Origin of the sequence: Pseudomonas zeae (assembly GCF_014268485.2) — a bacterium.
Taxonomy (GTDB): Bacteria; Pseudomonadota; Gammaproteobacteria; order Pseudomonadales; family Pseudomonadaceae; genus Aquipseudomonas; species Aquipseudomonas neuropathica.
In genome coordinates this window covers 5,340,023-5,355,549 of the sequence record NZ_CP077090.1, presented here as the reverse complement: position 1 = coordinate 5,355,549, position 15,527 = coordinate 5,340,023, and the positions used below count along the sequence as shown (strand labels likewise).

The 15,527-nt window shown below is 60.7% G+C and carries 15 protein-coding genes; 10 read left to right on the top strand and 5 right to left on the bottom strand.

All coding sequences use genetic code 11. The annotated features are described in order from the left end of the window. Positions 1-3 precede the first annotated feature (3 nt). Complete coding sequence (locus tag HU754_RS23605) at positions 4-618, top strand: NAD(P)-dependent oxidoreductase (RefSeq protein WP_186622829.1); 615 nt, start codon at positions 4-6, stop codon at positions 616-618. 196 nt (positions 619-814) lie between these two features. Here the strand turns inward: HU754_RS23605 and HU754_RS23600 are convergent, their stop codons facing one another. Next, positions 815-1,696, bottom strand: coding sequence for a LysR substrate-binding domain-containing protein (locus HU754_RS23600; RefSeq protein WP_116255101.1), 882 nt, complete (start codon positions 1,694-1,696; stop codon positions 815-817). Between the two features lie 224 nt (positions 1,697-1,920). Between HU754_RS23600 and HU754_RS23595 the strand changes: the two genes are divergently transcribed. From HU754_RS23595 to HU754_RS23570, 6 genes are all read left to right on the top strand, one after another. Then, complete coding sequence (locus tag HU754_RS23595) at positions 1,921-3,558, top strand: 5-guanidino-2-oxopentanoate decarboxylase (RefSeq protein WP_186622827.1); 1,638 nt, start codon at positions 1,921-1,923, stop codon at positions 3,556-3,558. Beyond that, on the top strand, positions 3,555-5,006 hold the full coding sequence (locus tag HU754_RS23590; RefSeq protein ID WP_186622825.1) for an aldehyde dehydrogenase family protein: 1,452 nt from the start codon (positions 3,555-3,557) through the stop codon (positions 5,004-5,006). Before HU754_RS23595 ends, HU754_RS23590 begins: the two co-directional genes overlap by 4 nt. 217 nt (positions 5,007-5,223) lie before the next feature. Further along, positions 5,224-6,327, top strand: a complete 1,104-nt coding sequence (locus HU754_RS23585) for an extracellular solute-binding protein (protein ID WP_186622823.1) — start codon at positions 5,224-5,226, stop codon at positions 6,325-6,327. A 190-nt stretch (positions 6,328-6,517) separates the two neighbouring features. Continuing rightward, positions 6,518-7,426, top strand: coding sequence for an ABC transporter permease (locus HU754_RS23580; protein ID WP_186622821.1), 909 nt, complete (start codon positions 6,518-6,520; stop codon positions 7,424-7,426). After that, entirely contained in the window at positions 7,423-8,271 is an 849-nt protein-coding gene (locus HU754_RS23575) for an ABC transporter permease (RefSeq protein WP_093430532.1), read from the top strand. The genes HU754_RS23580 and HU754_RS23575 overlap by 4 nt, the downstream gene beginning before the upstream one ends. A gap of 13 nt (positions 8,272-8,284) precedes the next feature. Next, positions 8,285-9,340, top strand: coding sequence for an ABC transporter ATP-binding protein (locus tag HU754_RS23570; protein WP_099757031.1), 1,056 nt, complete (start codon positions 8,285-8,287; stop codon positions 9,338-9,340). 225 nt (positions 9,341-9,565) lie between these two features. Here HU754_RS23570 and HU754_RS23565 read toward each other — a convergent pair whose 3' ends face one another. Further along, the gene (locus tag HU754_RS23565; RefSeq protein ID WP_093430530.1) at positions 9,566-10,495 is read right to left on the bottom strand and encodes an AraC family transcriptional regulator; all 930 of its coding nucleotides are present in this window, start codon (positions 10,493-10,495) and stop codon (positions 9,566-9,568) included. Between the two features lie 338 nt (positions 10,496-10,833). Between HU754_RS23565 and HU754_RS23560 the strand changes: the two genes are divergently transcribed. Continuing rightward, the gene (locus HU754_RS23560) at positions 10,834-11,187 is read left to right on the top strand and encodes a putative quinol monooxygenase (protein ID WP_186622819.1); all 354 of its coding nucleotides are present in this window, start codon (positions 10,834-10,836) and stop codon (positions 11,185-11,187) included. Positions 11,188-11,230: 43 nt separating this feature from the next. After that, complete coding sequence (locus tag HU754_RS23555; protein WP_116255098.1) at positions 11,231-11,473, top strand: hypothetical protein; 243 nt, start codon at positions 11,231-11,233, stop codon at positions 11,471-11,473. Between the two features lie 4 nt (positions 11,474-11,477). On the opposite strand, the gene HU754_RS23550 is transcribed toward HU754_RS23555, so the two are convergent. Both HU754_RS23550 and HU754_RS23545 read right to left on the bottom strand, forming a co-directional pair. Beyond that, positions 11,478-12,107, bottom strand: a complete 630-nt coding sequence (locus tag HU754_RS23550; protein WP_186622816.1) for a flavin reductase family protein — start codon at positions 12,105-12,107, stop codon at positions 11,478-11,480. A 242-nt stretch (positions 12,108-12,349) separates the two neighbouring features. Continuing rightward, positions 12,350-12,625, bottom strand: a complete 276-nt coding sequence (locus HU754_RS23545; RefSeq protein WP_034153461.1) for a hypothetical protein — start codon at positions 12,623-12,625, stop codon at positions 12,350-12,352. Between the two features lie 341 nt (positions 12,626-12,966). On the opposite strand from HU754_RS23545, the gene HU754_RS23540 reads away from it, so the two are divergent. Continuing rightward, positions 12,967-13,725, top strand: coding sequence for a COG4705 family protein (locus HU754_RS23540; RefSeq protein ID WP_186622814.1), 759 nt, complete (start codon positions 12,967-12,969; stop codon positions 13,723-13,725). Between the two features lie 142 nt (positions 13,726-13,867). On the opposite strand, the gene HU754_RS23535 is transcribed toward HU754_RS23540, so the two are convergent. After that, on the bottom strand, positions 13,868-15,187 hold the full coding sequence (locus tag HU754_RS23535; RefSeq protein WP_186622813.1) for an MFS transporter: 1,320 nt from the start codon (positions 15,185-15,187) through the stop codon (positions 13,868-13,870). Positions 15,188-15,527 lie beyond the last annotated feature (340 nt).

Genomic DNA, 15,527 nt, shown 5'->3' with positions numbered 1-15,527 from the left:
GTCATGAGCAAGATTGCAATCATTGGTGCCACCGGCCGCGCCGGTAGCCAACTGCTGGAAGAAGCCCTGCGTCGCGGCCATAGCGTCACCGCTATCGCCCGCGATACCTCGAAGATCGGCGCCCGTAGCGGTGTGGTCAGCAAGAAAGTCGATGTGCTGGATTCGGCCGCGTTGCAGGACGCCGTGGCCGGTCATGATGTGGTGATCACCGCCGCGCATTTTGCCACCGTGCCTGCGGAGGCGATTGTCGGGCCGGTGAAGCAGGCAGGCGTTCAGCGTTTGCTGGTAGTGGGCGGTGCCGGTTCGTTGTTGCTGCCGGACGACACGCGAGTGATCGACAGTGCGGGGTTTCCGGCCGAGTACAAAACTGAAGCCAGTGCGGGTGCGGCGTTTCTTGAGGCGTTGCGTCAGGAGCAGGAGCTGGACTGGACCTTTCTGTCGCCTTCGGCGGAGTTTGTCGAAGGTGAGCGTACGGGTAGTTTCCGTGTCGGTCAGGATCACTTGCTGGTGAGCGCTGAAGGGCGTAGCTGGATCACCTTTGCCGATTACGCGATTGCGCTGATCGACGAAGTGGAAACGCCGAAGCATTCGCGTGAGCGGTTTACTGTCGGGTATTGATATACAGCTTTACCCTCACCCCAGCCCTCTCCCGGAGGGAGAGGGAGCCGACCGAGGTGTCTGGCGTTGTACATCGACCTGAGTGATCGAGTCGATTATGGATTCGGTACAGCACCTTCAGGTCGGTGTAACTCGACAAAACAACCCGGTCAGTCCCCTCTCCCTCTGGGAGAGGGTTAGGGTGAGGGGGAAGGCCTCACCGCAAATGCGCCTGCTCAACCAGCCAGATCATCAATTCCTCCAGCTGCGGCGAAGGCTCGGTTCCCGCAGGCACCACCACGTAATACGCCAACCCCGTCCTCACCTTCAATTCAAACGGCATCACCAGCCGTCCGGCACGCAAGTCGTCGCCGATCAACGACCAGTCGCCAATCGCCACCCCCGTCCCATGCGACGCCATCGACATCGCCTGATCCAGCGTTTCGAAATGCTGGCCCATGTTGACGTTATTCAACTGCAGTTCGGCCGCCGTCAGCCAGACCTTCCAGTCCTGAGTGTCGCGGGTCGGATGCAACAACAGATGCTGTTGCAGATCGGCCGGGTCGGACAGTTCCGGTGGGCCTTTCAAAAGTGCCGGTGAGCAAACCGGGGTCAGTTGTTCATCGAACAGATGCAGCGCGGTCGAGGAGTTGTCCGGCGGCGCTCCATAGATCACCGCCGCGTCGAACTGCTCGCGCTGAAAGTCCACGCCATGGGCCAACGTCGTGGTCAGTTTGACCGGCACATCCGGGCGTTCCTTTTGCCATTGCAGCAGGCGCGGCACCAGCCAGCGCATCACACAACTGGGCGCCTTGAGTTGCAGGGTTTCGCGCTTGAGACCGATCTGCTCGGTGGCCTCAGTGATCAGTCCGAAGACCTTCTCCACCCGTGGCAACCACTCCCGGCCTTCGGCCGTCAACTCCAGGCCACGGGCCAGACGGATGAACAGTTCATACCCCAGATGATCTTCCAGCCCGGCGATCTGCCGGCTCACCGCGCCTTGTGTGATGTGCAATTGCTCGGCGGCCCGGGTGAAGTTGCAGCACTGCGCGGTGATCAGAAACGTGTGCAGGGCGGGCAGGGGAGGCAGTCGTTTCATGGGGATCCAAGGTATGACGTGAGGACATGGCTAGTATGACTTTTAATCGATTGTTGCCGCTACCTGCCGACCGTTCAATGAGCCCATGTTCAGGTCATGTGGGAGCGAGCCTGCTCGCGAAGGCTGTTTCACATTCAGCATTGATGTTGGCTGATCCAGCGCTTTCGCGAGCAGGCTCGCTCCCACAAGGGATCTGTGTTTTTAGCTGACAAAAGGGCAATGACATGGCGACGTGTGGCGAAGTACTGGTCAAGTTACTCGAAGGTTATGGGGTCGAGCAGGTGTTCGGCATTCCCGGCGTGCACACCGTGGAGCTGTATCGCGGGCTGGCCCGTTCGAGCATCAACCACGTCACCCCACGACATGAACAGGGCGCCGGTTTCATGGCCGACGGTTATGCGCGGACCAGCGGCAAACCGGGTGTGTGCTTCATCATTACCGGCCCGGGCATGACCAACATCACCACCGCCATGGGCCAGGCTTACGCCGACTCGATCCCGATGCTGGTGATCTCCAGCGTGCAGAGCCGCAATCAGTTGGGCGGCGGGCGCGGCAAGCTGCACGAGTTGCCGAACCAGAGCGCACTGGTCGCTGGCGTCGCGGCGTTCTCTCACACCCTGATGTCGGCTTCGGAATTGCCCGGCGTGCTCGCTCGCGCATTCGCCTTGTTCCAGGCCGGGCGTCCGCGTCCGGTGCACATCGAAATTCCGCTGGACGTGTTGGTGGAAGAGGCCGATGAGCTGCTCGCCAGTGTCCCGGTCAACATCGACCGCGCCGGTGCCGCGCCCGCTGCCGTAAGCCGTATGAGTGCGTTGCTGGCCGGCGCCCAACGTCCGTTGATTCTCGCCGGTGGCGGTGCGATCGATGCCGCAGCAGAGCTTACCGAACTGGCCGAACTGCTCGACGCACCGGTGGCGCTGACCATCAACGCCAAAGGCATGTTGCCGTCGGCGCATCCGCTGCTGATCGGCTCGACGCAAAGCCTGGTTGCCACCCGCGCACTGGTCGCCGATGCCGATGTGGTGCTGGCGATCGGCACTGAACTGGCCGAAACCGATTACGACGTGACCTTCGCCGGTGGTTTCGAGATTCCCGGCAAACTGCTGCGCATCGACATCGACGCCGATCAGACCGTGCGTAACTATCCGCCACACGTCGCCCTGGTTGCCGATTCGCGCAATGCCGCGCAGGCATTGCTCAGCGCCTTGTCGCACAAAGCGTTGGCCGAGCGCCGCAACGATTGGGGCCAGGTGCGCGCGGCGCGTCTGCGTGATGATCTGGCCGTGACCTGGGATGCAGCGACGCTGGCGCAAACCCGTTTCCTCGAAACCGTGCTGCACGAATTGCCCGACGCGGTGTTCGTCGGCGACTCCACGCAACCGGTGTACACCGGCAACCTGACCTTCAACCCGGAGCGTCCGCGTCGCTGGTTCAACTCATCGACCGGCTACGGCACCCTCGGCTATGCGTTGCCGGCAGCGATTGGCGCATGGCTCGGTGGACAACCCGATAAAGGTGCACGGCCACCGGTGGTGTGCCTGATCGGCGACGGCGGTCTGCAGTTCACCCTGCCGGAACTGGCCAGCGCCGTCGAAGCGCGCACCCCGGTGATCGTCCTGCTGTGGAATAACCAGGGCTACGAAGAGATCAAGAAATACATGGTCAACCGCGCCATCGAACCGGTCGGCGTCGACATCTACACCCCGGATTTCGTTGGCGTGGCCAAGGCCCTCGGCTGCGCCGCCGAAGCGATCAACTCGGTGGAACATTTGCGCAGTGCACTGCGTGCCGCCACCGATCGCCAAGGCCCGACCGTGATCGAAATCGACCAGAACCAGTGGATGCAGGCGGTGGCCCAATGATCAATTTTCCAACCACACTCGACGGGCTCTACATCAACGGCCAATGGTCGGCCGGCCGCGAACATCTGCGGGTGATCAACCCGGCCACCGAGGCGTTGCTGACCACGGTCAATGGCGGTGACGAGCACGCGGTGAGCCAGGCCGTGAGCGCTGCGACTGAAGCATTCAAGGACTGGTCGCAAACCAGCGGTGCCGAGCGCGGCGCGATTCTGCGCAACATCGCCAATGGCGTGCGCAACGGTCGCGATCACTTGATGAAACTGCAATCGAGCAACAACGGCAAACCGCAGTTCGAAGCGGCCATCGACGTTGACGATGTGATCGCCACCTTCGAGTACTACGCCGAACTCGCTGAAGGCCTCGACGCGAGACAGGACAGCCATGTGCCGCTGCCCAGCGATGATTTCAGCGCACGCTTGCGCCGCGAGCCCTGCGGCGTGGTCGGGCTGATCGTGCCGTGGAATTTCCCCATGGTCACCACCGCGTGGAAACTCGCGCCGGCCCTCGCCGCCGGGTGCTGCGTGGTGCTGAAACCGTCGGAAGTCACGCCGCTGCCGGAGCTGGAACTGGCGGCGATCATCGCTGAAGCCGGCCTGCCCAACGGCGTGTTCAACGTCGTCTGCGGTACCGGTCTGGCGGTCGGTGCACCACTGTCGGCGGATCCGCGCATCGCCAAGATTTCTTTCACTGGCAGCAACGCCGTCGGTGTCCAGGTGATGCAGCGTGCCGCCGAAACGGTGAAGGGCGTGAGCCTGGAACTGGGCGGCAAATCTTCGCTGCTGGTGCTCAAGGATGCTGATCTGGAACTGGCGGTCGAGCTGGCTTGCGGTGGCGGTTTCTTCAATGCCGGGCAGATGTGCTCGGCCACCAGCCGTGTGTTGGTTGCCGATGAATTGGCGGATGAATTCCTTGAACGTTTGCACAAGCGTGCTCAAGCGATTCGCGTGGCAGATCCGTTCGACCCGGACGTGGAGATGGGCGCACTGGTCAATCAGGCGCAATACCAGCGCGTGCTTGGTCACATCGACCGGGGGCTGAGCGCTGGCGCGAAGCTGGTGTGCGGCGGCAATCGTCCGGCAGATCTGCCGCGCGGATATTTTTTGCAGCCAACCGTGTTCACCGACGTGCCCCTCGACAGTGCGCTGTGGTGCGAAGAGATTTTCGGCCCGGTGCTGTGCGTGCGCCGTTTCAGCAGCGAAGCCGAGGCAATTGCCCTGGCCAACGACAGCCAGTTCGGCCTGGTCGCCAGTGTGGTGACGCGTAACGCCGAGACCGCCGAGCGGGTCGCCAACGCCCTGCAGGCGGGGCTGGTGTGGCTCAACGCGCCGCAAGTGATCTTCCCGCAAACCGCGTGGGGCGGTTACAAGCAGAGCAGCATCGGCCGCGAATTGGGGCCGTGGGGCCTGGCCGCGTTTCAGGAAATCAAACACGTGATCCGGGCGCTCTGAACGCCCGAAAAAGGTCAGCGCATGCCTCGCAACGAGGCATGCGTCGGCGTCATGGCTTCAATGAGTTTTTATCGATAGTCAGCTGTTTTGCACGACCTCAGGATGAACCCGTCGGCAGCGCTGCAGGCCTTTGAAAACAAGGCCTGCAGCGGATCCGGCCGCGCGGATGCAACGGTTGCGACCAACCTCATACTTAAAAGAACAAAGGGGGTCCGTCATGGGCGAGCACGATCTGAACAGGCGTCAATTCATTAAAACCGTCGGCGTCGCCTCGGTGGCGGCGGCTGCCCTGAGCATGCCCTTCATCCGGGCGAGCGCCAGCGACACCCGCTTCGCCGGCAAGACCCTGCGATTGCTGACCTGGTCGGATGACACCGGCCTCGCGGCACTGCGCAACATCGCCGCCACGTTCGAAGCCAAGACTGGCGCCAAGGTCATCGCCGACCGCACCGGCAGCACTTCGGAAATGGTCGCCAAACTCAAGGCCGGCGGTGATCGTCCGCAGTACGACATCATCACGTTGGCAGGCGTCGGCGCCGAAGGTCTGGCGGCCGCCGGGCTGCTGGAAAAACCCGACCTCAACCGCATTCCCAACCTGGTCGACGTCCCGGAAAAATACCGTACCGGCGCCAACGGGCACGGCATCGGTTACCTGTTGTGGTGCAACAGTCTGGTCTACAGCACTCGCACCCAGAAAGAGGCGCCGAGCAGTTATGCCGCGTTGTGGGATGCCGATCTGGCGCCGAATATTTTCCTGCCACCGCCGAACTGGACCGAGGCGATGGACCTGATCATCATCGCCGCGAAACTGGCTGGCGGTAACGAACACAACATTGAGCCGGGCTTCAAGAAGCTCGCCGAACTCAAGGATCGCGTGGTGACGTTGGGCGAAAACCCGAACCAGATTGCCGAGCTGTTCCGCACCGGTTCGCTGGACATGGGCGGCCTCTATGCCCCGGCATTTTTCCCCAAACAGATCCGCGATCCGAACTACGGCCTCGGCGCTACGTTCGGCATGAAGGAAGGGTTCTACACCGACCTGATGCTCTCGGTGATGCCGAAGAATCGGCCGGGCGACACCGACCTGGCCTACACCTTCATCGACCACTCCCTCGACCCGCTGGTGCAGGGCAAGATGGCCGAGGACATCTTCAACGGCCCGGTCAACGCCAAGGCGATCATCTCCGCCGAAGCGCGCAAGAGCCCGTTCATTCTGACGCCGGAGCAGATTGCCGAGAAGGCGATCATGCACGACAACGCCTTCCTGGCCACCGTGCATGACCAATGGATTCGTCGCTATACGGAAATTTTTTCTTCCTGAGCCGAACACAAACCTTCAGAACACCACAAATCCCCTGTAGGAGTGAGCCTGCTCGCGATAGCGTCATACCAGTCAACCTATTAGGTGGCTGACACACCGCTATCGCGAGCAGGCTCACTCCTACAAGGGGGCGGGGGTGGTTTGGAGAGTTGTGTTCGTCAGTTGTTTTTCCATTGACGAGATTATTGCTATGGAACATCAATCCCTGACCCAAGCGGTCGGCGCCGCTGCCGTGCGCCCGGCGCGCGGCGTTTCTCCGACTGCACGGGCGTGGCTTTTCCTCACGCCGTCGATGCTGTTTCTCGGCGTGCTGATCGCCGCCAGCCTGCTGGTGCTGCGCATGAGCGTCGGCACCAAAGGCGCGGAGTGGAGCGGTTTCAGCCTGGCCAGTTACGCCCAGTTGCTCGAACCGTACTACCTGAAATCCTTACTGCTGACCTTGCGTCTGGCGCTGATCAGCGCGGTGATTGCCGTGGTGCTGGCGATTCCGGTGGCGTACACCATGTCGCGGCTGACCTCGCCGTTTCTGCGGCGGATTTTCCTCGCAGCGGTGCTGTTGCCACTGCTGGTCAATCTGCTGCTGCAAAGCTACGGCTGGCTGGTGATTCTCGGTCCCGGCGGCATGCTCAATCAGGCGCTGATGGGCCTCGGCCTGATCAAGCGGCCGATCATGTTGCTGTACAACCAGAACGGCGTCCTGATGGGCCTGGTGCAAACAGCGTTTCCGCTCGCCGTGCTGCCGATCGCCAGCGCCATGCGCGGCGTCGCCCGCACCTATGAGGAAGCGGCTGCGACCCTCGGTGCCAGCCGTTTTCAAGTGTTCCGCCAAGTGGTTCTGCCGATGAGTTTGCCGGGGATCATCACCGGTGCAACGTTGGTGTTCGCCTACAACGCCAGCAGCTTCGTGGTGCCGTTGCTGCTCGGAGGCCGTCGCGTGCCGATGCTGGCGGTGATGGTGCATGACCAGATCGCGCCGCTGATGAACTGGCCTGCCGCGTCGGCAGCCGGGGTGGTGCTGATTGTCACCACGCTGGCGATCATGACTCTCTCTGAATACATCACTGGCCGTCGTCGGCGTCTGCTGGAGGCTTCGCAATGAGTGCCCTGACCAAGAAGCGTATGGCGCTGCTGCCCGGCGAAACCGGCAAGTTCGCCGGCATCCTCTCCGGCTTCATTCTGCTGCTGGCGGTGTTGCCGATCCTGACCATGATCGTCATGTCGTTCAGCGGTGCGTCGAACCTCGACTTCCCACCGAGCAGCTACAGCCTGCAATGGTACAAAGCGGCCTGGCACACCTTTGTTTCGCCGGACGCCAGCGACGTGCTCAGTCTCGGTCAGGCCATGGCCACCAGCCTGTTGGTGTCGTGCCTGACGATGGTTTTCGCCACGCTGATCGCCGTACCCGCCGCGTATGCGCTGACCCGCTGCGAATTCCGTGGCAAGGCCGTGGCGCTGCAACTGATGTCGCTGCCGCTGGTGTTCCCGATGGTGGTGTTGGGCCTGGCCTTGCTGCTGGTGTTCGACAGCCTGCCGTTCCACCTGACCACTTCGCGGCTGGTGATTGCCCACGTGATTCTGGCGCTGCCGTTTGTGGTGAAGAACTGCACCGCAGCGATGCTTTCCATCGGCAGCGAAGTCGAGGAAGCGGCGCGGATGCTTGGCGCCTCACCGCTGCGGGCCATCGTCGATGTGGTGGTGCCGTTGATGAAGTCGGGGATTCTGGCGGGCATGCTGCTGGCGTTCATCGTCTCGTTCAACGAATTCACCGTGACCTATTTCCTCTACACCATCGACGTCATGACCGTGCCGATCTGGATGTACAGCCGCACCGTGTCATCGCTCGACCCTACCGTGTTCTCGTTTGCCGTGCTGATCGTGCTGATCGACTTCGTCCTGATCTGGGCGCTGGAGAAGCTGGTGGGCGAGGGCGGCGTTTCCTTTTGATTTGAGGTGCAACATGACTGGTCTGATTCTGGAAAACGTCGAGAAATTCTACGGCTCGGCGTGCGCGGTACAAGACGTCAACCTGCATTTGCCGGAAGGCAAACTGGTGTGTTTCCTCGGCCCTTCCGGCTGCGGCAAAACCACCTTGCTGCGGATGATCGCCGGGCTGGAAACCCTCACTGGCGGCGAGATACGCCTGGACGGCGAAGATATCGGCCAGACCCCGGCGCACCTGCGCAACTTCGGCATGGTGTTCCAGTCGCTGGCGCTGTTCCCGCACATGACCGTCGGCGAGAACATCGCCTACCCGCTGAAGTTGCGCGGCGTCAGCAAGGCTGATCAACACAAACGCGTGGTGGAGTTGCTGGAGCTGATTCAGCTGCAAGCGATGATCGATCGCCCGGTGGCGAAACTTTCCGGCGGCCAGCGGCAGCGCGTGGCAATTGCCCGGGCGATTGCTTCGCACCCGAAAATCCTCCTGCTCGATGAGCCGCTGTCGGCGCTCGACGCCAAGCTGCGCGAGTCGATGCAGGTGGAAATCCGCCAACTGCAGCAGCGCCTGAACATCACCACGATCATGGTCACCCACGATCAGCGCGAAGCGATGACCATGGCCGATATCGTCGTCGTGCTGGGCGAACACAAGGTGCAGCAGGTCGGTACGCCGATCGAAATCTATCGGCATCCGGCCAATGAGTTTGTCGCGGACTTCATCGGCTCGGGCAATATTTTCCCGGCCACGGCGCTGGGCGATGGCAAGGTCAGCCTGCCGGGTGGTGACGCGCTGCAAGTGCCGATCTGTAGCAGCATTGTCGTGGGGCAGAAAGTGAAGATGCTGATTCGCCCCGAAGACCTGCAACTGTCGGCAGCGCAGGCGACGGCGGGGAATCGCTTGCTCGGCAAGGTGACGTTTGTGCGTGATATCGGCGCGACCATCGAGACCACGGTGGAGTGTTCCGGGGTGACGTTTACGGCGTTGAGTACGCCGTGTCAGGGGATCGGATTGGCGATCGGGCATCCGGTGTCGGTGACGTTGCCGGTGGAGGCTTGTCGGGTGTTGGGAGCTTAGATTGGGGGCTGACTCCAAATCGCCCCTCACCCCAGCCCTCCCGAAACGTCGGACCGCCCGGAGGGAGAGGGGGCCGACCGAGGTGTCTGGCGCTATCCATCGACCTGAGATATCGAGTCGATTATGGATTCGGCAAAGTACTTTCAGGTCAGCGTACTTCTTCAATATCCCCCATTCAGTCCCCTCTCCCTCAGGGAGAGGGCTAGGGTGAGGGGCTTCTAACGGTCACACCGAAAGTCTCAACCGCGCCAAATCCCTTAACGGCGGCGCACCAAACAGCCGGCTGTACTCACGGCTGAACTGCGACGGACTTTCATACCCGACGCGATACCCCGCCGCCGAAGCCTCCAGCCCCTCCGCCAACATCAACCGCCGCGCCTCTTGCAGGCGCAACTGCTTCTGATACTGCAACGGACTCATCGCCGTCATCGCCTTGAAACGGTGATGCAAGGTCGAGACGCTGAGGTTCACTTCTTTCGCCAAATCATCAATGCGCAGCGGCTGTTCGAAGTTGCCGTTCAACCATTTGATCGCCTGACTGATGCGATGGCTCTGGCTATTGGCGATCGCGATTTCATACAAACGATGGCCCTGCGGGCTGCGCAACAGGCGATAAAGAATCTCCCGGCGAATCAGCGGCGCGAGCATGGCGATGTCTTTCGGTGCATCGAGCAGGCGCGCCAGACGCAGCACGGCATCGAGCATCGAACTGTCGATCTGCTCGACATACAAACCCCGCCCGGTCGGCCGCGTCGGCACGCCCATCGGACCGGCGTCGGCGATCAGCGCGGTGATTTCGGTCGGGTCGATATCCAGGCGCACGGCGAGGATCGGTTCTTCCGGCGAGACATTCACCACGCGCCCGCTCAATGGCATCGAAACCGACACCACCAGGTAATTCAGCGGATCGTAATTGAAGAACTCGTCGGCCAGCCGCACCTCTTTGCGTCCCTGCGCCATGATGCACAGCGCCGGTTGCGCGAGCACCGGGGCAAAGTCGTGGGATCGGGTGTGACGCGACATGAACAGCGAGCCGATGGCGGTCTCGTAGCTGCCATCGTCGGTGGTGTTGCGGCGGATGATCGCCGCCAGTTCCGCGCGCTGTTTTTCCATGTCAGCGGTGGGTTCGGCTTGAAAACGATCGAATGACGTCATGCACGGCATCCTCGGCAGGGGAGGTGGAATGGAGCAGAGCATATGTTTGTGCAAGCGCCAGCGGTAGACACATCCTGCGAAATGCTTGCCTGATCCTGCATGGGATTGTGGGCGGGCTCAGCCATAGCAGGTTGTAGGGCAGCAAAGTTGCTTGATACGCCGTATGACAACCGTGTGACGCAGTTTTACAGGTTGTTACAGGTCTTCTGCACAGTCTCGCAGGATTGTGCAACGCAGCGACAGGAATCGACTAACGGCGGCTGGCGTGCGGCCCTTAACCTTTGATCCTGTCGCAGCCCGTCCCCCGGCTGCCACGCGACTCCCTGGGAGGGTTGAACATGTCCAAGCAGATTCCCGTCAGTCATATGGCCTTCGTTCGAGCGCGCGCCGGGCGTTCGGCGGAACTCGGTGTACGCCTGAGCGCGTTGATTGAGCCGTCCCGCGCCGCCCCCGGTTGCCTGAGCTTTGCCTTGCAGCATTCGCAGTGTGATCCCGAGTTGTGGCTGGTCTCCGGCTTCTGGAGCAGCCAGCAAATGATGACCAACTATTTCAACAGCCCATCGATGGAAATCTTCGCCGAGCTGGTGCAGGAACTGGTGGTCAACAGCCTCGACTTCCACACCTTCAAGGACGTGTCGGCGGCGCAAGCCCTCGGTCAATGCCTGGCGCCGGTACACAAACTCGTCGGTTGAGGGTTTAATGTCCGGCTTGTTTGTCTGAGCCGGGATATGTGACATGGCACGTAAAGAGTTCGAACACTTCGAAGCAGTTTCCGCAGTCGTCCCCGTCGAGTTGGGCGGCAACAAGGGCTATCACGCGGCAATCGCGGTCAAGGCCCTGGTCGATGGCGGTGCACCACGCTTTCACAAACTGTTGAATGACCAGATCTTCCCCGGCGCCATTGCCGCTGATGAAGCGGCCATCAAGGAGCTGGATAACCTCAATGGCGTCACTGAAGACGCCGAGTTGATCTGGTAACGCGTTACTTGTTGGCGCCCGGACGCCACATCTTGAACAGGGCCTCAGGCCCCAACTGGAAATAATCCGCCGGCCCGCCGCCGCGCAGAATCGGTTCTGCCGCGGCGGTGTCGTAGATTCCATCCTTCAACAGCCACTTGGCGATATGCACGGCGACCACTTCGCCGAGGATCAGCCAGCTCGGCACCGTCTCGCCATCAGCGCGCTGCAATTGAATGATCTGCGTGACCTTGCATTCGAAGGACACCGGACTTTCTGCGACCCGTGGTATTGAAATCACTTTTGACGCCACTGTCGTCAAACCCGCCAATTCAAACTCGTTGACCTCAGGCGCGACCATCGCGCAGCTCTGGTTCATCTGCTCGGCCAGCGGCCGGGTGGCGAGGTTCCAGACGAACTCGCCGGTCTGCTCGATGTTGTTCAGGCTGTCTTTGCGCCCGACGCTGGAAAAACCAATGATCGGCGGAATGTAGTTGAAGGCATTGAAGAAGCTGTATGGCGCCAGGTTCAAGCGGCCGTTGGCATCCTGCGAGGAAATCCAGCCGATCGGGCGTGGGCCGACGATGGCGTTGAACGGATCGTGGGGCAGACCGTGGCCGTTGGCGGGTTCGTAGAAGTGGATGTCATCGGGCATGGCGGGTGAATTCCTGAGGCTGAGTTTCGGATGCAGCCATAGTGCAAGGACGCCCCGCATATTTCCAGCCGGACGCAAAACCCCTGTAGGAGTGAGCCTGCTCGCGATAGCGGTGTGTCAGTTGATAGATGTTTGACTGACCCACTGCTATCGCGAGCAGGCTCACTCCTACAAGGGGTTTGTGTGGGATTCAGAAATGACTAAGCCCGGCCAAAGCCGGGCTGTGGGAGGACTGCTGATACTTAGCTGATGGCAGCGGCGGTGCCGGTTTTGTCGAAGCCGTCAGCAGCGACCGTTTTACCCAGGTTGGTTTTATCGAAGCCATCGGCAGCAACAGCTTTGCCGATGTTGGTTTTATCAAATCCATCAGCAGCATAAGTGCCGGTGTGGCTGGTTTCGATGGCGGCGCTGGCGCCGTTGATGAAGTCGGCGGATTTGGTGCGATCCGAGCCGTCGGCAGCGAAGGTATTGGCAGCCAGTACGGACAGGGTCAGGGCGAGGATCAGTTTGGTTTTCATGTCGGTTACTCCAGATTCGTTGGCGATGTGTGTTGCATGGGTCTAATGCTACGCCAAATAAATTGATTAAAAAGCGCAAAATAATGCTAAAAACAATCGATTAACTAGATGTTAAAGGCGGCGCGTTGAATTCGCTTTCGTCGTCGCAGCGAGCGTCGCGCAGGTCATCGATCAGGTGATTGCAGGATGAGGGGGCAGCATTAATTAGCGATTAATCGTTGTTTTGTGCGGCATGACAGATTTTTCATACTTTGCCGACCGCTTTTTCACCGTTGCAACGCCAGTCTGCCCGTGGCCAGAAAACCAAGAACCGGCCGTCACACACTGGAGCGTTGCCTGCGATGAATAAACTGCCTCAAATCACCTTGGCCTTCTGGGTCATGAAAATCTGCGCGACGACCCTGGGGGAAACCGCGGGCGATTTGTTGTCGATGACCCTCAACGTCGGCTACGCCATGAGCTCGCTGATCCTGATCAGCGTGTTTGTGCTGACGCTGATCACGCAGTTGATGGCCAAGACCTACAAGCCGCTGCTGTACTGGATCGTGATCCTGTCCACCAGCACCGCCGGCACGACCATGTCAGACTTCATGGACCGCACCCTCGGACTCGGTTACGCCACCGGCTCGATGATCCTTATCGCGATCCTGCTGGCGATCTTCGCCGCTTGGCGCCTGAGCGGTGATTCGCTCAACGTCAGCAAGGTGCAGACCTTCCGTGGCGAGATGTTCTACTGGATGGCGATTCTGTTCTCCAACACCCTCGGCACCGCGCTGGGCGATTACCTGGCCGACGACTCGGGCCTGGGATTTGCCGGTGGTGCGTTACTGATCGGCTCGACGATTGCCGTGGTCGTGCTGCTGAAATACTTCACGAAGATTTCCACGGTGGTGCTGTTCTGGGTGGCGTTCGTGCTGACCCGGCCGTTTGGCGCGACGTTGGGTGACTTGATGACCAAGCCCCATGAGAAGGGCGGGCTGGACTTTGGCACCATCGGTTCGTCGGCGGTGCTGGCGGGGATTCTGCTGGTGATGATTGTTGGCGCTTCGTATGCGCAGAAACGTTATGGCAGGCAGGGTGCGGCTGCCGAAATGTCTTGATTGATCTGAAACCGGGTTGAGGCATTCGCGAGCAGGCTCGCTCCCACAGGGGATTTGTGTCGATCACAGATCCAATGTGGGAGCGAGCTTGCTCGCGAAGGGGCCAGAACAATCACCACAATGGTGACTGAATCTACACCGGTCAGTCAGTAACGATGCGCGAATGCTTCTGGGTGTCCTTCATGGTGATGTACACCAGCAACGACACCGCGATGCACGCCGTCACATACCAGTAGTAACCGGTTTCCATGCCGATGCTCTTGAACCACAACGCGATGTATTCGGCGGTGCCGCCGAAGATCGACACGGTCAGTGCATACGGCAGGCCAACGCCCAGCGCGCGGATCTCGGTCGGGAACAGTTCGGCTTTCACCACCGCGTTGATCGAGGTGTAGCCGCTGACGATGATCAGCGCTGCCATGATCAGGAAGAACGCGCCCCACCAGGTCTGAACGGTGTGCAGGGTCATCAGGATTGGCACGGTGAAGATCGTCCCCAGTACACCGAAGGCGATCAGGATCGGGCGACGGCCGATCTTGTCCGAGAGGCCGCCGATGATCGGTTGCAGGCACATGAACAGGAACAGCGTGGCGGCAGAAATGGTGGTCGAGTCGGAGATGCTCATGCCGACGGTGTTCACCAGGTATTTCTGCATGTAGGTGGTGTAGGTGTAGAACGCCAGGGTGCCGCCCATGGTCAGGCCGACCACGGTCAACAGTTCTTTGGGATGGCGCATCAAGGTGCGCATGGCGCTTTCCTTGGACTTCTCTTTCTTGGTGAACGACTCGGTTTCTTCCATGCCGCGACGCAGATACAGCGCCACGACCGCACACAGCGCGCCGATGGCGAACGGAATACGCCAGCCCCACGCGTACAGCTGTTCAGTGGTCAGCACGTTCTGCAGCACGATCAGCACGCCCAGCGCGATGAGCTGGCCGGAGATCAGGGTCACGTACTGGAAGCTGGAGAAGAAGCCGCGACGTTCCTTGGTCGCCATCTCCGAGAGATAGGTCGCCGAAGTGCCGTATTCGCCACCGACCGACAGGCCTTGCAGCAAGCGCGCGAACACCAGCAGGATCGGCGCGCCGATGCCGATGGTTTCGTAGTTCGGGCTGAGGGCGATCAGCAGCGAGCCGAAGCACATCAGGTAGACCGAGGCCATCAAGGCTTTTTTACGGCCGACCTTGTCGGCGTACATGCCCATCAGCCAGCCGCCAATCGGACGCATCAGAAAACCGACGGCGAAAATCGCGGCGGTGTTCATCAGTTGGGCGGTGGTGGAACCGGCGGGGAAGAAGGTTTTCGCGAAATACAGGGAGAAGGCGGCATACACGTACCAGTCGTACCACTCGACCATGTTGCCAACGGAACCGCTGAAGATCGATTTGATCCGGCTGGCGGTGGTTCTTTCTTTGGCCGGCGCAGCAGCCGACCCAAGTGGCAGGGCGTTGGAGTTATCCATTGAAGGATCCTTCGTTTAATTGTTTTTGTGGAGCGCGTCGAAACGCAGCCTGCGAGGGCTATAGCAGGAGGTGTGCCAACCGGGGGAGGGCCGGTTTAGAGGGGGTGACGGGATTGGTGGGCGGGATATTGCCGAAGGATTTGGTTCGATGAGCGGATTTCCGCTTATTGGGGCGAAGATCAAAAGCCCCTCACCCTAACCCTCTCCCAGGGGGAGAGGGGACTGACCGAGTGGATTGTTCGAGTTGCACCGACCTGAGATACCGAGTCGAACTCAGGTTTCGAACAGCATGAAGATCGGCTCCCTTTCCCCCTCGCCCCCTTGGGGGCGGTCCGACGTT